The sequence below is a fragment of the Plantactinospora sonchi genome, assembly GCF_036422035.1.
Taxonomy (GTDB): Bacteria; Actinomycetota; Actinomycetes; order Mycobacteriales; family Micromonosporaceae; genus Plantactinospora; species Plantactinospora sonchi.
This window is the reverse complement of sequence record NZ_JAZGQK010000007.1, coordinates 344,002-363,603: the sequence shown is the minus strand read 5'-3', so window position 1 is coordinate 363,603 and position 19,602 is coordinate 344,002. Positions and strand designations below refer to the sequence as shown.

Sequence of the window (19,602 nt, the reverse complement as noted above, 5' to 3'; positions counted from 1 at the left end):
CGGCCCAGACGACGGACCGGGTGTCCGGAGGCGGCCGAACCGGCACCGCCCGCCGGCCGGTCGGAACCGGGGTCAGAGCTTGGTACGGAAGCCAAGGTGACACACCTCCAGTTCCTCGACCGCGAGTTCCCGGGAGGAGGCGGCGAACCGTGGACCCGTCCACTTGACCGGCTTCGCACCGGTGAAGTGCCAGCTGCGTACCGGGCCGCCCCGGCCGTCGAGGACGCTGATCTCGCCGTCCCGGGGCACCACCTTGTTGCCCTTGAGGGTCAGCCCTTCCCCGGAGCATTCGGCGAGCCAGCCGAAGAGCGCGTCGCTGTCGGTGATCCCCCGCTTGAGCACCAGGTTCGGCCACTTCATCCGGCCGAGCAGCCGGTGGGTGTACGCGTTCTGCCCACCCTCGGCGACCTCCTCGACCTCGATCTGCACCGACAGGCCGGACACCTCGGTGAAGGCGCCGATCGTGATGCCGTCGACGGCGAACACGAACCTGCCGGCGAAGGGCGGGTCGGCGGTGTGTGCGCTAGCCACTGTGGACTCCTTGCCACGCGCGTTCGTTCAGACCGCCCACCTCCCGCAGTAGCCGGATCCGGTCACCGTGCTCCAGGTCGAGCAGCCGGTCCAGATCCCAGTGCAGGTGGTACGCGAGGTAGGTGATCTCCTGCCAGAGCTCGTCCTGCGCGTAGTGCCCTAACCCACCTCCACCGACGCCGGGGGGAAAGGGGTGCCGGGCTCCAACGCGTCGAGAATGCTCGGATCCTGGAAGTTGATGATGCGGTAGAGGTCCTGCAGGTAGCTGAAGTCGCTGACGAACAGCGACTCGATGGTCTTCGTGGTCACCCTCGACACCTCGCCGAGTTCGGTGACCACCCGGGCCAGGACGATCACCGTCGCGTACGCGTCGTTCTCCTTGACCCTCGGGTCACGCAGCGGCTCGATCTCGTCCCGGGCGCAGGCGAGCCGCATCGTCCCGGTGCGGTGCAGTCTGCCGTGCTCGTCGAGGAAGCCCTTCGGCAGCATGAACGGGTACTCGGTGCGCAGGCTCATGCCGGCTCCCCGCCGTACCGCTGGGCGTCTCCGGTCATGACCTGTGCAGCCCCTCGTGGGTGATGGTCACCTTCTCGGTGGCGATCTCACTACCGCCGGCGTCGAGTTCGGCACCGGTCCACTTGGACACCCAGCCGCGCTCGAAGTTCCAGCGCGCCACCTCGGTCTTCTTGGAGTCCTTGATGACGATCGACCCGTCCCGCCGGGCCGCGTCGATGTCACCCTCCTCGACCTGCTTGCGCCACTCCCACAACGCCTTCGACTCGTCGATGCGGCGCTCCAGGGTGATGTCGCTCCACTTCATCGCGCCGGGCACCTTGCGGATGATCATCCGCCCTTCCTTGGTGGCCTCCTTGTACTCGATCGTCTCGGTCTCCGCCTCGACCCCTGAACACTTGCGGAAGCTCGCCAGCTCCACCCCGTCGATCTCCAGCACGAAACTGAAGGTCGTCATGAGATCCGGCATTCTCGACTCCTTTCCCGCACACCCGTTGCCTCATCCCGGCGCACCGGCCCGGCGGACCACGCCGCGCCGGACCCGACCGGTCACTCGCTGGTCGCGCCGCCGCCCTGCCACTGGCTGACCCGGAAGATCACGAACTCGGCCGGCTTCACCGGCGCGATGCCGACCTCGACGACCAGGCGCCCCTCGTCGACCGAGGAGCTCGGGTTGTTGCTCTCGTCGCAGAGGACAAAAAACGCCTGGTCGGCCGTGGTACCGACGAGCGCACCCTGCATCCACAGGCCGCGCAGGAACGAGGAGATGTTGCGCTTCACCCGCTCCCACAGGTCGCGGTCGTTCGGCTCGAAGACCGCCCACTGGGTACCTCGACGGATCGACTCCTCGATGTAGTTGAACAACCGTCGGACGTTGACGTACCGCCAGCTCGGGTCGGTCTTGGCGAGGGTGCGGGCACCCCAGATCTTCGTGCCGTAGCTGCCGAACGACCGGATGCAGTTGATTCCCTCGGGGTTGAGCAGATCCTGCTCGCCGGTGGTCACCTCGGTCTCCAGCCGGACGATGCCGCGTACCGCCTCGTTGGCCGGTGCCTTCCACACCCCGCGCGCCCCGTCGGTACGGGCCCAGACACCGGCGACGTGGCCGCCGGCCGGGACGGTGAGGAACCGCTCCCCGTTGGTCGCGCCCGGCCGGGCCAGCGGATTCGTCACCACCAGGTTCGGGTAGTAGAGCGCGGCGAAGGCCGAGTCGCGGCCCAGCCGGGACCGCCACTCCAGCGCCCGGGTGGCGTTCAGCCCCGGTGGCACGTCCAGCACCGCCATCCGGGTACGACCCGCCTCGCACCAGTCGACGAGCTGCTTCTGCACCGCCAGGTAGGTCTCCTCGTCGAGGCTGCCGTCCTCGCCCCGGGTGACCGTGACCAGATCCGGGATCGCCACGATCGTCACGTTGTCGGCGATCGCCAGCCCCTGGTAACCGGTCCGCTCGGCGACCGAACCCTCCAGGTCGGCCGGGGTCACCCCGGAGGTCACCGGTGGCGGCGTCTCCACCGCGTACCGCCCGGGCACCGGCGCCCGGTCGGTCAGCGGCACGCCCTGCGCCGGCCGTACCTCCACCCGGACGTACTCGGACCGCTCGTTGACGGTCCGCTCCAGGGTGCGCGGCGTCTTGCCGGTGAACTGCAGGCCGCCGATCTCCTCGCGCAGCGTGCCGTCCTCGTACACCCGCAGGGTGTAGTCCGGCCCGCCGTCCCCGCCGTCGGTACCGGGCGCGACCACCTCCACCTCGACCCGGGCGCCGGGACGCAGCACCGAGACCTCCAGGCTGCCCACCTCCGGACGGTTCGCCGAGGGCAGGGTCAACCGGCCGTTGCCGTTCGCCCCGTTGCCGCCCGGGATCCGGACCACGTAGCAGGTGCTGCCGCCGTTCTCGAAGAAGCCCCGGACGGCGTGCGGCAGCATCGCGCCCGCGACGAAACCGCCGTAGATCCGCTCGTACTGGGGCCAGCTCGTGACCAGCTGCGGCTTCACGCCGTCCGGGTCGGTCGGATCGCCCTGCTCGGCGTCGTACTTCTCGGTGAAGCCGACGAACGCCGCCACGGCGGTGCCGACCCCCTCGATCGGCATCGAGCCGCTGGGCTGCTCCTCGATGTAGACGCCCGGTGCTCCGTAGGACGCGGCCACGGGTACCACTCCTCGCTGTCAGGCCTGGATCGCGCTGGTCAACAGCGCGGGGTCGAGATCGCTGGTGTAGGACTCGCCGTAGTGCAACGGCGGGAAGACGCGCATCATCGGCTGCTCGGACGAGCAGGCCACGACCTTGACGGTCGGGAAGTCGTGCACGATCCGCTGGACGAGGTCCGGGGTGTCGCTCTGGTCGAGGTCGAGCACGATGACGTCGGGCAGCGCCTCGACCAGGCCGCCGACCACGTCGGCGGCGCTGGCCCGTACCAGTTCGATGCCGTCGACCCGGAGAATCTCCTCGAATCCGAGGCGGTGCAGGGCGCCGAAGTCGCCCATCAGCACGCGGGTCATGGTCACCTCCACCGGCCCGGGGATCACACCGACGAGCGTGTGCCCCGGCCGCCTCTGTCGGAAGGTGCAGGCGGGCAGTCGAACGTGCACCGGCCGTACGGATGCTTGCCGCCGGCCCGACCCCGGTCGATGCTGGAACGGAGCGGGACCGACCGATACGCCGGCCGGTGAGCGTCCACCGTGGAGGTGCGTGCCGATGCGGGAGTGTGCGGCGCGGGCCACGCCCGCCGTGCCGACGGGCCGCCCGGGGTGAAGCAACTCGGCCACGAGGACGCGCCGGCCGCCGCGCCGGTCTCCCGGCATGCCACGGCGACGGTGACCGTCCAGGCCAAACGGGTACCCGCAAACCGCCCACCGGTCTCCTCCGGCGGGAACGCGGCGGTGCGCCGCCTGGTCGCCGGCGGCGTCGGCGGTGACCCGGCCGGGGGCGGGGTCGGTCTTCCGCTGCTCTCCGCCGGCGGCGGCGGTGCGCTGGGCCGGTTCGGTGTCGGCGGCCCGCAGCGGAAACTCTCGGTCAGTCAACCGGGCGACCCGATGGAACGGGAGGCCGACGCGATGGCCGCCCGGGTGAGCGCCGGGCCCGGCGCCTACCAACCGACCCGGACCCTGACGGCGGCACGGGCACCGGTCGCCCCCGCCGCCGACGGGACGGCCGGCGACGGTACGGGGCCGGACATCTCCCCCGCCCTGGAGTCGCTGATCCGGGAGCCGGGAGCGGGCGAGCCGCTGCCGCCGGACGTCCGCGACCGGATCGAGTCACACCTCGGCGTGCCGCTCGGTGGGGTGCAACTGCACACCGGTCCGGCGGCACAGGAGGCGGCCGCCCAGCTGGGCGCGCGGGCGTTCACCTTCGGCAACCACATCTTCCTCGGCCCCGGCGAGTCACCGCACGACGTCGCGCTGATGGCGCACGAGGCCACCCACGTCGTGCAGCAGCAGGCGGTCAACGTCTACCGGGACCTGGTGCACCGCTCGTCGGACAGCCTGCTGCCCGACTTCATCGTCGACGCCGTCCGGACGTACGCCCGCGACCTGCCCGGATACGACATGCTCACGGTTGTCGCCGGGTACGACCCGATCGACGACCGGACCGTCGAACGCAGTCCGGAGAACCTGGTCCGAGGCGTGATCGGGCTGGTGCCGTTCGGCAACCACATCGCCGACCAGCTGCTGGAGCTGGAGATCCTGCAGGACGCCTTCGCCCTGGTCGACCAGGGCCTGACCGAGCACAACCTGACACTGGCCCGGATCAGCGCGGACATCGACCGGGCCTGGGACGAGCTCGACGTTCTCGAGGGTTTCGACGGCAACGCCGCGATCATCGCCCGCTACGTCGGCGCGATCTACGCCGACGCCCTCGCCTTCGCCCGGTCACTTGTCGACACGGTGCTCCGGCTGATCCGCGAGGCGGCCGTCGGGCTGGCCGAGACGTACCTGGCGGACACCCCGGTCTGGGCGCTGGCCACGAAGGTCATCCACCACGACCCGCTGCGCGGCACCCCGGTCGAGGCGACCACGGTCGAGATCCTCGGCGACTTCCTCACCCTGATCGGCAAGCAGGACACCCTCGACCAGATGCGGGAGCGCGGCACCCTGCAGCGGACCGCGGACTGGCTCGACACCCAGATCGCCCGGTTCCTGTCGCTGATCTCCGAACTCGGCGCGCTGTTCGAGGCCGGCTGGGCGGCCATCCAGCCGGAGAACATCGCGAATCTGCCGCAGAACCTCGAGAGACTGGCCCGGGACGCGATCGGGCTGGTGCGGCGGGTCGGCGCCTTCGCCACCGACGTCATCGCGGCGGTGCTGCGGATCATCAAGGACGCGCTGCTCGGCTGGCTCAGCGGCGAGGCACACAAGCTGCCCGGTTTCCGACTGCTCACCGTCATCCTCGGGGAGAACCCGTTCACCCACGAGACGGTGCCGCGTACGGCCGCGAACCTGATCGGCGGTTTCATCGCCCTGCTGCCGAACGGCGAGGCGACGTACCAGCAGCTCGCGGAGGCGGGGGTGATCGCCGAGGCGGGGACCCGGATCGAGGGCGCGATGTCCCGGCTCGGCATCTCGCTCGACCTGATCACCAACACGTTCCTCGGCGTCTGGAACTCGCTGACGCTGGAGGACCTGCTCAACCCGATCGCCGCGTTCGTACGGGTGCTGGAGAGGTTCGGTGAGCCGCTGACCCGGATCGTGGAATTTGTCGTCGAGGTCATGAAGGTCGTCATCGAACTGATCCTCAGGCTGATGAACTTCCCGTCGGACCTGCTCGGCAGCATCGTCAGCAACGCGATGCAGGCGATCGACGACATCCAGCGGGATCCGGTCGGCTTCCTGGTGAACATGCTGTCGGCGCTGAAGGCGGGGCTCGCCGGCTTCTTCGACCATGTGCTGTCGTACCTGCTCGACGGCCTCGCGTCCTGGCTGTTCCGCGGCCTCGGCCAGCTCGGCATCACCCGGCCGCCGGACTACTCGCTCAGGTCGATCCTGGAGCTGGTGCTCCAGGTTCTCGGGATCACCGGCGAGCTGCTGTGGCGCAAGCTCGGCGAGCAGATCGGCGAGGAGAACGTCGCGAAGATCCGCGGCGCGATCGACACCCTGACCGGGGTCTGGAGCTTCATCAAGGATGTCCAGGAGGGCGGCGTCGCCGCGATCTGGCGGCACGTCGAGAACCAGCTCGGCAACCTCTGGGACACCCTGCTGAACATGGCGAAGGACTGGATCGTCACCCAGATCGTCGAGAAGGTCACCGCCAAACTCCTCTCGATGCTGGATCCGACCGGCATCATGGCCGTGGTCAACAGCATGATCGCGTTCTTCAACGCGATCCAGTCGGCGATCGAGTACCTGCGCGACATCCTGGAGATCGTCAACGACTACGTGACGACCATTGCCGCCGTCGCCGCCGGCAACATCGCGCCCGGCGCCGCCAAGGTCGAACGGGGACTGGCGAACGCGATCCCGGTGGCGATCGGCTTCCTCGCCAACCAGGTCGGGCTCGGCAACGTACCGGAGAAGGTCGTCGAGATCATCCAAGGGCTGCGTGAACTGGTCGACCAGGCCCTCACCTGGCTCTTCGAACAGGCCAAACGCCTCGGCCAGGCCGCCCTCGCCGCGCTCGGCATCGGACCGGCCGGTGCGACCGACCCGCAGCAGCCGGAGACCGCGCAGCTCCGGGAGAACTTCACCGTCGACGGCGAGCCGCACTCGATCTACGCGGGTCCCGGCGGCGCCCTGATGCTCGCCTCCGACCCGCAGCCGGTGTCGAACGTCGACCGGCTGCGCGACCTGTACATCGAGTACCGGGGACTGCCGCCGACCGGCGCCGACGCCGACCGCCGGCGGGTGGTCCACCAGATGGTCGAACTGGTGAAGTCCGATCCGTCGCTGCTCGGCGGGTTCGCCGGCGCCACGCCCGAGGAGCGGGCAGACATCCTGGTGGTGCAGGCGCTGATGGGGACCCGGGTCATGGTCCGGGCGCGCACGAACAACATGGAGTACCCAGCGACCGTCGACGGGATCGACACGCGGGAAGGGATCGCCCCCCGCTACTGGGTCAGGTGCCGGTTCGACACCGGCATCGAAAGCCGGCACCGGAACAACCCGGGGTCGGAACCCGAACGGCTGATCCCGCTCCGGGAGTTCGTGCAGAGCATGTCCGGGGCGTACACCGTCGTCAAGCCGTTCACCGGCGGGAACCACGGCTCGCGGTACGCCCAGGTGGAGGGGAACGGGTACAGCCTGCTGCCGGAGCTCTGCCGGGGCGGCAGGTGGCGGAGGGTGTTCTACCCGACGGACTACACCGCGGCGGTCGAGGCGCACCTGGCCCGGGTGGTGGCGGAGAGCACGCCGGCCGAGGACCTGACCAAGCCACCGGAGGAGCGCCGGTGGATGTGGCGGGGCAGCTACTACGTCAACCGGCCGGACGGCCCGGGCGAGGCGACGGTCGACCACACCCCGGCCGTCGTCGTGCACTTCAAGACCGAGGGCGTCAACATGACCCAGCCGGAACGGCGCGACTGGTACCGCACCGGCGGCGACTCCGAACTGCCCGAGATCATGCCTCGTGGGCGGAACAGCAGTAAGGGCAGTGAGGACGAGCGGTTGGCGGACCCCCAGATGATCGGCGAGCGGTTCCGGGGCCCCGGGGAGTAGCCGGGTCAGGACGGTCGGCGGGCGGTCGAGCTGCCCGTCTGTCCGCCCGTCCGCCCCTGTCGGCGCGGTGCGCGGGCGTCGTACGTTGAAGGTTGACTGTCCGGACGGCGGTGGGAGCGTCCATGGGGTACGGACTCGGTGTCGACCTCGGTACCACCTACACCGCGGCCGCGGTCCGGGTCGACGGCGCCGTCGAGGTCGTACGACTCGGCAGCCGGCGTCCGGAGATCCCCTCCCTGGTCTTCGTCCGTGACGACGGCGAGGTGCTGGTCGGCGAGCCCGCCGAGCGCCGGGGTGGTGCCGAGCCGGGCCGGCTCGCCCGGGAGTTCAAGCGCCGGGTCGGCGACCCGGTGCCGATCCTGGTCGCCGGTGCGCCGTACTCGGCACACGCCCTGCTGGCCCGGCTGTTGAAGGAGGTCCACTCGACGGTCGTCGCGGGACGGGAGGAGGCTCCCACCTCCGTCACCCTGACCCACCCCGCCAACTGGGGTTCGTTCAAGGTCGACCTGCTCCGCCAGGCGGTACGCCTCGCCGACTTGGACCGGGTCGAGCTGCGGACCGAGCCGGAGGCGGCCGCCGTGCAGTACGCCGCCGGCGACCGGGTCCGGCCCGGCGAGATCGTCGCCGTCTACGACCTGGGCGGCGGCACCTTCGACGCGGCGGTGTTGCGCAAGACCGCGACCGGTTTCGAACTGCTCGGCGAGCCGGAGGGGATCGAGCAGCTCGGCGGGATCGACTTCGACGAGGCCGTTCTCGGGCACGTGCTGGGCACGCTGGGCAGTACCCTCGACGGCCTCGACCCGGAGGACGAGGAGACCACGGCGGCGCTGGGCCGGCTGCGGCGGGACTGCATCGAGGCGAAGGAGGGGCTCTCCGACGACACCGAGGTGCTGATCCCGGTCGCCCTGCCCGGCCTGCACACCCGGGTACGCCTCAACCGGTCCGAGTTCGAGGCGATGGTCAGCCCGGCGCTGACCGACACGGTGAACGCGCTGCGCCGGGCACTGCGTTCCGCCTCGGTGGCACCCGAGCAGCTGCGCTCGGTGCTGCTCGCCGGCGGTTCGTCGCGGATCCCGCTGGTCAGCCAACTGCTCGGTACGGCGTTCGGTCGGCCGGTCGTACTCGATCCGCAGCCGGAACACACCATCGCGCTCGGTGCCGCCCGGTTGACCGGCTCGGCGGCCGGCTCGAGCGCCGGGCCGGTGACCGGCTCCACCGCACCGGTACGGGCGACCGCCCGCCCGACGACACCCGCTGCGCCCGGGAGCCGGGCGCCGACTCTCCCGTCGACCGGGTCACCGGTGCCGACGCCCCCGCCCAATTTCCCGCCGGCGGCCGGCCCGACGACCGGAGCACCGGTCCCGACTCCCCCGACCGGTCCTCCGGGGTCAGTTTCCCCGGTCGGCGCACCGGTCCCGACCTCGCCGGCCGCGGCCGGTCATGCCCGGCACCCCGGCGCCCCGGTCACCGCCGCCCCGGGTGGGGGCCCGCCCGGTCCGGACGGCGGCACGCCGCCGGTCTCCCCGGCCGCCGGACCCGGCACGTCGCAGCAGCGACCGCCGGGCGAGCCGCGTTTCGCGCCGGGGCGGGCCGTGACCGGCGAGCCGGTCGCGGCCGTACCGGTGACGGATCCGGACCGGACCTCCGTCCTGGCCCGGGTGGCCGTACCGCCGCATCCCGGCGGTGGTCGGCCGACGCCGGGGTGGACCGGCCAGGCCCCACCGGTCCCGGCCCGGGCCGGCGGGGGTGGGTGGCGACGCCTACCCCGCTGGGCGGTGCCCGCGCTCGGCGGTCTCGGCGTGCTGATCCTGCTGGTGGTCATCGGTGCGCTCGTACTGTCGCCCGACTCCGGCGGAGAACGGAACCCGACCGGCGCGGGAACGGGTTCGCCGGTGACGGTGCCGAACGTCGTCGGCAAGCCGAAGGCTCAGGCCGCCGCCGAGCTGGCCGCCGCCGGTCTGAGCCCGCTGGAGAGTTCGGCGGAGCCGACCGGGAGCTGCGCGCCGGGTACGGTCACCGACCAGGACCCGCCCGGCGGCGGCACCGCCGACCGGCAGAGCCGGGTCACCCTCCGGGTCTGCGGCGACAGCCCGGAACTGAGGGTTCCCGACGAACTCGTCGGCGACTCCTTCACGGCGGTGAAGGCCGCGCTGGAGGAGAAGAACCTGGAGGTCAAACGGGTCGACGTGGCCGACTCCGCGCCCGCCGGTCAGGTGATCGAGGTGGATCCGCCGTCTGGCACGGTCGTGGAGCCCGGTTCGCTGGTCGAGGTCAGCGTCTCCAAGGGCCGGAACACCACGCCACCCCGGACCACCCCGCCGGCCCGGACGACCGTGCCCGACGTGCTCGGCTGGTCAGAGCACCAGGCCCGCGACGCGCTGGAACACGCCGGGCTCAGGCCGGTCGTCGAGTACGTCGACGCCACGATGGACGAGGCGGACCGGGTCACCGCACAGCATCCCCACGCGGGTGAGCGGGTCAACCGGGGCACCCGGGTCACCATCACGGTCACCAGGTGGACCGCGCCCTCCACCCCGCCCACCCCACCCAGCCTTGCGCCCGACGCCGCCCCGGGCGGCTGACCCCGGCCCGGTCAGCCGTCGCCGCCGAGCCGGACGAACTGTCGAGCCGCACAAGCCGCCGAGCCGGACCGGACCGGCGGCACCAGCAGCGTCACGACACCCGCCGTCAGCCGTCGGCGCCGGCCCGCGACTCCCCCGACCTCGACTCGTCGACCTGTGGTGGGCGCAGATCGGGGACGGCGCGGACGTCGACGCCGGCCACCTCGGGACCGACCGCGACCATGGCGGCGGCGTCCACCGTCGCCGTGACGACGAGGTCGAGTCCGGGCTTGAGCTGCCCGCCGAGCGCGGACCAGAAGTCGGAGTTCTCCGACCCGTCGCCGCCACGCAGGCTCAGCGACGGCAGTGGCCGGACGGCGGCCAGTACCCCCCGAAGATGCTCGGCGGTGATCTCCGGATGCAGCAGCAGCGCGGCCAGCACCGAGCCGAGCAGGGAGTGCTCGTCCCGTACCTCCGTCGTCCAGGCGGTCACCAGGTAGCGGCAGTCCACCCGGGGCAGCGGGTCCCGCCGGTACCGCCGGCCGTCGTCGTCCTCGACGAGTTCCTCGCCGAAGTAGCGTTCGTCGAGGTTGGGGCGTACGTCCCAGAGGTAGAGGTTCACCGTGGGTCGGGAGACCCGCGCCGCCCAGTCCCCGTCCGGCGCGTCGAACGCGACGTCCACGTCGCGCGCCGGCAGTGGCACCGCGGCCCGGAGGAACACCTCGATCGACTCATCGAGTTGGTGCAGCATCGGCGTCTCGATTCACCAGCTCGAAGTAGCGCTCGAACTCCGCCTCGGTACGCAGTCGGCCGAGCTTCTGGAACTCGCGTTTGATCGCGAGGATGACGTGCCGCATGGTGATGACGTCCCCCTCCTCGGCGGCGAGGAAGGCGGCGCCGAGCGCGGCGTTGTGGATCAGTCCCCCGGAGATCTTGAACTGTCGGGCGACGAAGTCCAGGTCGAGGTCGGCGACCGGAGCGGTCGGCGGGAACGACCGCGCCCAGATCGCCCGCCGCTGCGGTTCCTCGGGCAGGACGAAGTCGACGGCGACCGAGATCCGGCGCAGGAACGCCTGGTCGATGTTGCGTTGCAGGTTGGTGGCGAGGACAACCAGACCGTCGTAGCTCTCCAACCGCTGCAGCAGGTACGCCACCTCGATGTTGGCGTACCGGTCACGGGCGTCGGAGACCTCGGAACGCTTGCCGAACAGGGCGTCCGCCTCGTCGAAGAAGAGGACCAGGTCGCCGGCGCCGGCCGCGACGAAGATCCGCTCCAGGTTCTTCTCCGTCTCGCCGATGTACTTGCTGACCACCGAGGCCAGGTCCACCTTGTACAGGTCGAGACCGAGGTCACCGGCGACCACCTCGGCGGCCAGGGTCTTGCCGGTGCCGGAGGCTCCGGAGAAGAGGGCGACGACCCCGGTCGACGGCACCGGCGGGAACCGCCAGTCGCCGTACACCGTGCCCCGCCGGCGGTGCCGGGCGGCCAGCTCCCGCAGTTGCCGCAGGTCGTCGCCGGGCAGCACCAGGTCGTCCCAACCTCGGCGGGGCCGGATCCGGACCGCCAACCGGTCCAGGTATCCGCCGGCGAGCCGGCGGACCGCCGGACCGAGCGGGCCGGTGGTGTCCTGCCGGGCGGCGGCGACCAGCCGGAGCTGTCCCCGGGTGAGCCGGTAGGCCGGATCCGGTTCCGTGCCGAGCACTTCCCGCCAGTCCTCCGGACCGGCCTCGCCGCTGGCCACCCGGATCTCCCGCCACGGGCGGGCCGGCACCGACTCGAGCGGCAACTCCCCGGGCGAGGAGAGCGCCCAGTTCAGGTGGGTGCTCCGGACCATCACGTCGGCGCCGGCCGCGTCGGGCGCGGCGGTCGACTGGAGTACGACAACGAGGTCGCCGAGCGTCGCCTCGCGCACCACCGCAGCCCACTGCAAGCCGGTCTCCGGCATCGGGCAGATCAGTCGGCCCTGGTCCGGCCAGTGGCGCTCGACCGTCCGCCGGCGGCTCTCCCGGTCGCCACCGTGCACCAGCAGCAACCCCGGGCCCGCCGACCCACCCACCCCGGTACCGACGGCGGTGCCGTTCACCCCCGCCGCCCCGGCGGGAGCACCGGCCGGGGAACCGCCGCCACCCGGCGTCCCGGCACCAGCACCGGCGGTGGTGGTCCGCTGACGGGATGCCGGGAGACGTGCCGACCCGGGTGGCAGGCCGGCGTCGGCCGAACCGTCGCCCCGCAGATGCCAGACGACCCGGGCCGGCAGCCCGCAGCTCCGGGTCGCCCACGGTCCGTCGGCGGCAACCTCGACGAGTTCGGCCCGACGCAGCGGCGACCCGGGGGCCACGCAGCGGTCCGCCGGATGGTCCGGGTCGGCGAAGATCCGGGCGAGCGTGGCGACGGTCAGCAGCGGCTGCTGTACCGAATCCTGGACGTAGGCGACCAGCCGCTGCCGGGCCGGGCTGGTCTCGACCGCGGCGAGCACGGCCAGCACCTCGGCGTCCGGCACGGCCAGCCCGGCGGTACGGGTCAGCACGGCGAGCGGGACGTCACCGTCCAGCATGGACAGAAACTCGGCCCGGGCCCGCTTCAGGTCCGGATCGGTCCGTTTCCGGACCTCCGCGGTCAACAGCGGGGTCGGCCCGTCCAGCCCTGGCAGAGAGGTCAGGATCCGGTCCAGGTCCTCGGGACCGACGTACATGCCGGCGAAGTCGCGTGGTGGCCGGCCCTCGGCCAGCCGGCAGACCAGCGCCTCCCGCTGCAGCAGGAGGTCGGCCAGCACGGTGGCGGCGTCGGGGTGCCCGGTCATCGGATCAGATCGTGCCCTCCCGCGTCGCGAGGGCGACCGCCTGCGCGCGGGTCCGGCAGTTCAGCTTGGTCAGTACGTCGTGCACGACGTTCTTGACGGTCCGCTCCGAGAAGCGGAGGTCCTCGGCGATGCCCCTGGTGTCCAGGCCCTCGGCGAGCAGCCGCAGCACGGACCGTTCCCGGGCGTTGAGCGCGGCCGGGCCGAGACTGGCGGTCCGGGTGACGTGCGTCAGCAGCCGGACGAGCAGGTCGCCGGGGAGCGTCACCGCACCCGCCACCACCGCGCGCACGTTGGCGACCAGGGACTCCGGGGTGAGCCCGTCGTGTGGCAGCACGGCTGCGACACCCGCGTCGACGATCTCCCGGACCTGCTGCTCGCTGGCGATCCGGACGGTGGCGACGAGCCGGGTCGGCGAGCCGGCCACGAGTCGTACGGCGCGGCGCAGCGCGGTACCTTCCGACTCGAAGAGCAGTACGTCGAGCCGACCGACGACGGGCGTGGGGGCCAACCCGGCGCTCTCGCCCCGAATCACGAACCCGGCCTGCTGCAGGCAGGCGACCATGCCCCGGCGCACAATGGCGTGATTGTTGTCGACCCATAACGACGGTGGTTTCTGCGGCTGCATCCGATCCCACCCCCCGGCCTGTCCGCTGCATCATGATGCGGTCCGGCCCGATCTTTCGACCAGTACCCAATCGTCCGGCCCGCCTGTCGGATATCCGTCCGAAGTGGCCGATCGCACGTCGGATAGTCACCGTTCACCGGCTTTTCCCGCTGGTGCCGGGGTCCTACGCTCGTGCCATGCCCAGGTACTCTGCGGAGCAGATATACGGTTTCGCCCGCCGGGCCGGTTTCAATCCGGACGAATCTGCCACAATGACCGCCATCGCTCTGGCCGAATCGGGCGGCAACAGTCGGGCGCACAATCCCTACGGGGAGGATTCCCGGGGACTGTGGCAGATCAACGCACGGGTGCACCCGGAGCTGGCCCGGCGGTACGACCTCTACGATCCGCTGCAGAACGCCCGGGCCGCGTACGAGGTCTCCCGGCACGGCGGCGACGTATCCCCGTGGACCGTCACCCACGGCGGCAGCAGCGCCCGGTACCTGCGTTACCGGGACGAGGCGGAGCGGGCCGCCGTCGCGTACGGCGACGGTACGGGCCACGGGATGTGGAGCGGCACCCGCGGCTACCGCGACCGGGTGGCAGCCGACGCGCCGACGGCGGAGCCGGCGCCGGGTGCCCCACCGACGTCCCTGGCCGCCGAGCGTCCCGCCGACGGGGCCCCGGGCGACAACCCGGCCCTCGACCGGTTCCTGGAGGCGGCCCGCAACCAGGTGGGCGACGAGTACGTCTTCGGCGCCGAGGCCAAGCTCAAGGACCGCGATCCGGACACCTTCGACTGTTCCGAACTGGTGCAGTGGGCGGCGCACCAGGCGGGCGTGACGATCACGGACGGGGCCACCGCGCAGTATCTCGAACTCAAGCGACGTGGTCTGCTGATCCCGGTGGAGCAGGCCAAGGACACGCCCGGCGCCCTGCTGTTCCACTTCGACCGCGAGCCCCGCCCCGGCGACGGCCGTACCCCCGGGGCGCACGTGGCGATCAGCCTCGGCAACGGCCGCACCGTCGAGGCGCAGAACCCGGTCAACGACGTCGGCGAGTTCAAGGCCGGCAACCGGTTCACCTACGCGGCGCTGGTGCCCGGCATCTCCGACGGCACCGCCACTCCGCGCACCCCGGCGACCCCACCGACGCCCCCGCCATCCCCGCCGCCACCGCCGCCGGTCGACGCACCGCCGGAACTCGGCGGCGCCGACACCGACCAGGACGCCCTGACCGACGCGCTGGAACGACGGCTCGGCCTGGACCCGCTGCGCACCGACACCGACGGCGACAATCTTTCCGACAGCTACGAGCTGGTCACCGCGGGCACCGATCCCCGCAAGGCCGACTCGGACGGTGACCGGCTCAACGACGCGTTCGAACTCGCCCGTGGGCTCGACCCCACCTCGCCGGACAGCGACTCCGACGGTCACCTGGACGGCAGCTTCGCCGCCGACCAGCTCGACGCCGACCGGGACGGGCTGGACGACAACCTGGAGCGGGTGCTCGGCCTCGACTCCCGGCTGGCCGACAGCGACGCGGACGGCTTCGGCGACGCACTCGAGTACCAGAGCGACTCGAACCCGCTGGACGCCCGGGTCACCCCGCTCACCCCGACCGGTCCGGGCACCGCGGACCCCGCGACCGCCGGGCCGTTCACCCCGGTCCCGGGTACCGCCGCTCCGACCGGTCCGCTCGGCTCCACCACCCCGCTCGGCTGACCGCCGTCGGACCATCCGGCCGGCGCGAGGAGGGACATCGTCGATGGATCTGGAAATCATCCTCCCGCAGGCGCCCGTCGCCCTGGTGCCGGGTGTGCCGGCCCAGGTCCGGGTCGAGGTACGCAACCGCTCCGCCACCCCGCTCCCGGTGCGGTTGACCGTGCAGCCGAGCCGGGCCGGCTCGTGGGCCCGGATCGACGCGCCGACGCTGACCCTGGCCCCGGGTGACGGCGGTACGGTCGACGTCGGCTTCCATCCGCCGGCCGACGTACCGCCGGCCGCGACGGTGCTGCCGTTCACGGTGCGCGCCGACGACTCGCGCCACGGCGTGCCGGTCGGTCGGGCCACCGGCCTGGTCACGGTCACCGCGGCACGACGGCTGGAGGCGACCCTGTCCCGGGAGCCGGCCCGCCGGGGCACGGTCCCGTTCTCTCTCGCCCTGGCCAACCTCGACACCACCAGCCTGGCCCTGCGGCTCGATACCCGGCTGGACCCGCCGGGTCAGGTCACCGTCGAACCGACGGTGGTCGAACTGCCTCCCGGCGGGACCGGTACGGCACGGGTGCGGGTCCGCCCACGGAGCGCGCTGATCGGTTCGCAGACCCGGTACGTCCTCGCGGTGACCTGCCACGACATCAAGGCCGGTGACGGTGCGCCGCCGGTCGCGACGGCGGAGGAGGACGACCTCGCACCGCCCCGGCTCGGCCGCCGGCCCGCCGCCGTGCTCGGCACGGTGCTGCTGGTGCTGCTGGCCGCGACCGCCGTGGTGGTCGGGGGACGGGTCGACCTGCCCGGGCGGACGTCAACCGGGTCCACCGCGCCGCCCCCTGCTCCGGTCAGCCGGCCGTACGCGCTGGTCGACGTCTTCCCGCAGCGGGGCGGTACGGACGGGCGGGCCGCCGCCGACGCCACCCTGGCCCGACTCGCCGCCGCCGGAATGCCGGTACGCCTGGTCGACAGCACCACCTCCGACCAGGTCGCCGACGGGCAGGGCGGGCTCTGGGTGCTGCTGCAGGACGGCCTCGGCACCGTCGAGGCGACCCGCGCCTACTGCGACCGGTACCGGGCCGTGGCACCGAAGTGCGACGTCGTGCCCTGACCGGATCGACTCCGGCCGGACCTGTCGTGACCGGGACGGCGCCCGTGGACCGTGCACCTCTGGCCGCCCGTACGGCTATTTCCATCCCCCACCCCGGCACCTACGGTGGGCACGATGTCCAGCCGACCGCAGGAGGGGGTCCGTGGGCTACGGGCTCGGTGTTGACCTCGGCACCACGTACACGGCGGCGGCGGTGCGGGAGAGCGACCGGGTCGAGGTGGTCCGGCTGGGTGGCCGACGTCCGGAGATTCCGTCCCTGGTCTTCGTCCGCCCCGACGGTGCGGTCCTGGTCGGCGAGGCCGCCGAACGACGCGGCGCCGGCGAGTCGGGACGGTTGGCCCGGGAGTTCAAGCGCCGGGTGGGTGACCCGGTACCGATCCTGGTCGGTGGGTCGCCGTACTCGGCACACGCGCTCACCGCCCGGCTGCTCAAGGAGGTGTACGCGATCGTCGGGCGGCTCCAGGACGGGCCGCCGGACGACGTGACGGTGACCCATCCGGCCAACTGGGGCCCGTACAAGCGGGAGCTTCTCGACCAGGCGATCCAGCTCGCGGACCTGGAGCGGGTGACCCTCCGGTCGGAGCCGGAGGCGGCCGCCATCCAGTACGCCGCCGGTGAACGGGTCCAGCCGGGCGAGGTCGTCGCCGTCTACGACCTCGGCGGTGGCACCTTCGACGCCGCCGTGCTGCGCAAGACGGCAACCGGATTCATCCTGCTCGGCCAGCCGGAAGGAATCGAGCAGCTGGGCGGGATCGACTTCGACGAGGCGGTTTTCGGCCATGTCGTGGCGACTCTCGGCAACCACCTGGACGGGCTCGACCCGGACGACGAGGCGGCGACCACGGCACTGAGCCGGCTGCGCCGGGACTGCGTCGAGGCGAAGGAGTCGCTGACCTTCGACACCGAGGTGATGATCCCGGTCGCCCTGCCCGGCCTGCACACCCGGGTACGCCTCAACCGTTCCGAGTTCGAGGCGATGATCGGGCCGGCGCTCTCCGACACGCTGGGCGCGATGCGCCGGGCGCTGCGGTCGGCCGGGGTCGGTCCCGAGGAGGTCCGGTCGATCCTGCTCGCTGGTGGCTCGTCCCGCATTCCGCTGGTCGGGCAACTGCTCGGCACCGAGTTCGGCCGCCCGGTCGTACTCGACCCGCATCCGGAACACAGCATCGCTCTCGGCGCGGCCCGGGTCGCCGGGGTGGCCGCCCTGGTCGAGGGACCGGGCAACGGCAACGGCAGCGGGCCACCGCGTCAGGCGGTCCCGTCAAGGGGTGCGCCGGTGCCGCCGGAGGCGAAGCGCCGGACAGGCCCGGCGAGCCGGGCGGACGCACCGAACCCGGCAGGCGAACCGGGTACCGCGGACGCACCGAACCCGGCGGGCGCACCGAACCCGGCGGGCCAGCGGAGGACGACGGGCCGGCCGGCCCCGATCATCGGCGTCGCCTCGGTACCGACGGTGTCGCCGGCGCCGGCCGGCGAGCAGTCCCGACCCGCGGAGCAGGTCAGACCCTCCCCACCGGCATCGTCGGTACCGGGGACGTTTCCGCCGCCGCCACCGGTACCGAGAACCGGCCCCATCCCGCCACCACCACCGGTACCGAGAACGGGGACGTTTCCGCCGCCACCACCGGTGCGGGACGCGAATGCCCCGCCACCGCCACCCGCAGGGACAGCAGGCGCGGGACCGGGCACCCTCCCACCGTCACCCGCACTGCCGGGCACAGCGGGAGCCGGCACGATCCCGCCACCACCACCGGTACCGAGAACCGGCCCCATCCCGCCACCACCACCGGTACCGAGAACCGGCCCCATCCCGCCACCACCACCCGTACCGAGAACCGGCCCCATCCCGCCACCACCACCCGTACCGAGAACCGGCCCCATCCCACCGCCACCACCGGTACCGGGAACGGGGATGTTTCCGCCGCCACCACCGGTACCGGGAACCGGCGCCATCCCGCCGCCACCGTCGATGCCGCTGGCTCTGCCGCCGGCAATGCCGGCAGCCCTGCCATCGGCGCCGGACGCGGCACCGGGCCCGAACGGACCGACCACCGGACCGTCCGGTTCCACCGTCGCCGGGGACCCGCCGGCCGGGTCGCCGCTGCTGCGCCGCCGGCTGCTGCTGATCGGCATTCCCGCCGTGGTCGCGCTGGCCGGCGCCGGTACGGCCGCTGCCCTGCTCGCCACGCGTGACCGCGGCGAGGAGGGCCCCGCGCAGGTCATCCCGACCGGTGCCGGCTCGCCGAGTTCGTCACCGGCCGGCCAGGGTCCCTTCCCCGCCGACCGACCGATCCTCTTCCGGCAGGACGAGGGTGGCGAGTGGCCCCGGGCGAGCCGATCCGGCATCTACCAGATGATGCCCGGTTCCGGGCAACGGCTTCCGCTCGCCCAGTCCGGGTACGACATCCTGCCGCAGTGGTCACCGGACCGCACCCGGTTCGCCTTCTCCCGCCGTACCGGGGGCAACTGGCAGGTGTGGACGATGAACGCGGACGGCTCCGACGCCACCATGGTGATCAGACGGATCCGGGCCGGGACCCGGGTCTCCTGGTCGCCGGACGGTCGGCGGCTGGCGTTCGTCCTGGAGGTGGACCGCAGACCGCAGCTCGCGGTCCTGTCGATCGGCACGTCGACGCCGGTCCAGCTGACCGACACCTCCGACAGCAAGGACGATCCGGCCTGGGATCCGACCGGTGACCGACTCGCCGCGTGGAGTTCCCGGGACGGCGAACCGCAGCTCTACCTCCTCTCCGCCACCGAGCCCGGCGCCGAGTGGCAGCGGCTCACCTCCGGCGACACCCGCGCCCTGGACCCGGCCTGGTCGCCGGACGGCCGGCGGATCGCGTACACCCGGGCTTCCGGGGACGACCAGTTCCAGATCTGGCTGGTGAACAGCGACGGCACCGGCAACCGCGCGGTCACCGAGGGCCCGGGCCGTGACATGGATCCGACCTGGTCACCGGACGGGGAGTGGATCGCCTTCACCCGGGGGCCGTTGAACGGCCCGACCATCTGCGCCGTCCGGCCGGACGGCCGCGACCTGCGCCTGCTCACCACTCCCGGCCGTCGGGAAGGCCACCCCGCCTGGTGACGATGATCGGCACGCGGGACGGCAGCGGCCGGG

Annotated in this window: 13 protein-coding genes and 1 pseudogene; 5 read left to right on the top strand and 9 right to left on the bottom strand. The window is 72.4% G+C overall.

Annotated elements, in window-relative coordinates:
- Nucleotides 1-72: 72 nt before the first annotated feature.
- The 6 genes and pseudogenes from V1633_RS10785 to V1633_RS10765 all read right to left on the bottom strand — a co-directional run bounded on the left by V1633_RS10785 (nt 73) and on the right by V1633_RS10765 (nt 3,540).
- Complete coding sequence (locus V1633_RS10785) at nt 73-531, bottom strand: phage tail protein (protein ID WP_331214091.1); 459 nt, start codon at nt 529-531, stop codon at nt 73-75.
- Nucleotides 524-673, bottom strand: a pseudogene (locus tag V1633_RS36930) (DUF6760 family protein); the annotation flags it as partial. The pseudogene V1633_RS36930 and the gene V1633_RS10785, both read right to left, overlap by 8 nt.
- Nucleotides 674-690: 17 nt before the next feature.
- Nucleotides 691-1,047 (bottom strand): hypothetical protein, encoded by a 357-nt coding sequence (locus V1633_RS10780; protein WP_331214090.1) that lies wholly within the window; start codon nt 1,045-1,047, stop codon nt 691-693.
- A gap of 34 nt (nt 1,048-1,081) precedes the next feature.
- Complete coding sequence (locus V1633_RS10775) at nt 1,082-1,513, bottom strand: phage tail protein (protein WP_331214089.1); 432 nt, start codon at nt 1,511-1,513, stop codon at nt 1,082-1,084.
- A gap of 80 nt (nt 1,514-1,593) precedes the next feature.
- Nucleotides 1,594-3,189 carry a phage tail sheath family protein gene (locus V1633_RS10770; RefSeq protein ID WP_331214088.1) on the bottom strand — a complete coding sequence of 532 codons (1,596 nt, stop codon included), beginning with the start codon at nt 3,187-3,189 and terminating at the stop codon, nt 1,594-1,596.
- An 18-nt stretch (nt 3,190-3,207) separates the two neighbouring features.
- The gene (locus tag V1633_RS10765; RefSeq protein WP_331214087.1) at nt 3,208-3,540 is read right to left on the bottom strand and encodes a hypothetical protein; all 333 of its coding nucleotides are present in this window, start codon (nt 3,538-3,540) and stop codon (nt 3,208-3,210) included.
- A gap of 186 nt (nt 3,541-3,726) precedes the next feature.
- On the opposite strand from V1633_RS10765, the gene V1633_RS10760 reads away from it, so the two are divergent.
- A complete protein-coding gene (locus V1633_RS10760; protein WP_331214086.1) occupies nt 3,727-7,689 on the top strand; it encodes an eCIS core domain-containing protein in 3,963 nt (1,320 codons plus the stop codon).
- Nucleotides 7,690-7,811: 122 nt separating this feature from the next.
- Nucleotides 7,812-10,271 carry an Hsp70 family protein gene (locus V1633_RS10755; RefSeq protein WP_331214085.1) on the top strand — a complete coding sequence of 820 codons (2,460 nt, stop codon included), beginning with the start codon at nt 7,812-7,814 and terminating at the stop codon, nt 10,269-10,271.
- Nucleotides 10,272-10,377: 106 nt separating this feature from the next.
- Here V1633_RS10755 and V1633_RS10750 read toward each other — a convergent pair whose 3' ends face one another.
- From V1633_RS10750 to V1633_RS10740, 3 genes are read right to left on the bottom strand one after another with little or no spacing between them, the layout of a single operon-like run.
- A complete protein-coding gene (locus V1633_RS10750) occupies nt 10,378-11,001 on the bottom strand; it encodes a DUF4255 domain-containing protein (protein WP_331214084.1) in 624 nt (207 codons plus the stop codon).
- The gene (locus V1633_RS10745; RefSeq protein WP_331214083.1) at nt 10,982-13,051 is read right to left on the bottom strand and encodes an ATP-binding protein; all 2,070 of its coding nucleotides are present in this window, start codon (nt 13,049-13,051) and stop codon (nt 10,982-10,984) included. The genes V1633_RS10750 and V1633_RS10745 overlap by 20 nt, the downstream gene beginning before the upstream one ends.
- Before the next feature lie 4 nt (nt 13,052-13,055).
- Nucleotides 13,056-13,676 (bottom strand): response regulator transcription factor, encoded by a 621-nt coding sequence (locus V1633_RS10740; RefSeq protein ID WP_331214082.1) that lies wholly within the window; start codon nt 13,674-13,676, stop codon nt 13,056-13,058.
- Nucleotides 13,677-13,708: 32 nt separating this feature from the next.
- On the opposite strand from V1633_RS10740, the gene V1633_RS10735 reads away from it, so the two are divergent.
- The 3 genes from V1633_RS10735 (at nt 13,709) to V1633_RS10725 (ending at nt 19,569) form a co-directional block, all read left to right on the top strand.
- The gene (locus tag V1633_RS10735) at nt 13,709-15,379 is read left to right on the top strand and encodes a transglycosylase SLT domain-containing protein (protein ID WP_331214081.1); all 1,671 of its coding nucleotides are present in this window, start codon (nt 13,709-13,711) and stop codon (nt 15,377-15,379) included.
- A 43-nt stretch (nt 15,380-15,422) separates the two neighbouring features.
- On the top strand, nt 15,423-16,478 hold the full coding sequence (locus V1633_RS10730) for a COG1470 family protein (protein ID WP_331214080.1): 1,056 nt from the start codon (nt 15,423-15,425) through the stop codon (nt 16,476-16,478).
- 142 nt (nt 16,479-16,620) lie between these two features.
- Nucleotides 16,621-19,569, top strand: coding sequence for an Hsp70 family protein (locus tag V1633_RS10725; RefSeq protein ID WP_331214079.1), 2,949 nt, complete (start codon nt 16,621-16,623; stop codon nt 19,567-19,569).
- The last annotated feature ends 33 nt before the right edge of the window (nt 19,570-19,602 follow it).

Excerpts from the sequence above, each read along its gene's own strand:
- V1633_RS10735 (WP_331214081.1), top strand. The coding sequence starts at position 13,709 with ATGATGCGGTCCGGCCCGATCTTTCGACCAGTACCCAATCGTCCGGCC.
- V1633_RS10780 (WP_331214090.1), bottom strand. The coding sequence starts at position 1,047 with ATGAGCCTGCGCACCGAGTACCCGTTCATGCTGCCGAAGGGCTTCCTC.
- V1633_RS10775 (WP_331214089.1), bottom strand. The coding sequence starts at position 1,513 with ATGCCGGATCTCATGACGACCTTCAGTTTCGTGCTGGAGATCGACGGG.
- V1633_RS10745 (WP_331214083.1), bottom strand. The coding sequence starts at position 13,051 with ATGACCGGGCACCCCGACGCCGCCACCGTGCTGGCCGACCTCCTGCTG.
- V1633_RS10740 (WP_331214082.1), bottom strand. The coding sequence starts at position 13,676 with ATGCAGCCGCAGAAACCACCGTCGTTATGGGTCGACAACAATCACGCC.
- V1633_RS10750 (WP_331214084.1), bottom strand. The coding sequence starts at position 11,001 with ATGCTGCACCAACTCGATGAGTCGATCGAGGTGTTCCTCCGGGCCGCG.
- V1633_RS10765 (WP_331214087.1), bottom strand. The coding sequence starts at position 3,540 with ATGACCCGCGTGCTGATGGGCGACTTCGGCGCCCTGCACCGCCTCGGA.
- V1633_RS10755 (WP_331214085.1), top strand. The coding sequence starts at position 7,812 with ATGGGGTACGGACTCGGTGTCGACCTCGGTACCACCTACACCGCGGCC.
- V1633_RS10730 (WP_331214080.1), top strand. The coding sequence starts at position 15,423 with ATGGATCTGGAAATCATCCTCCCGCAGGCGCCCGTCGCCCTGGTGCCG.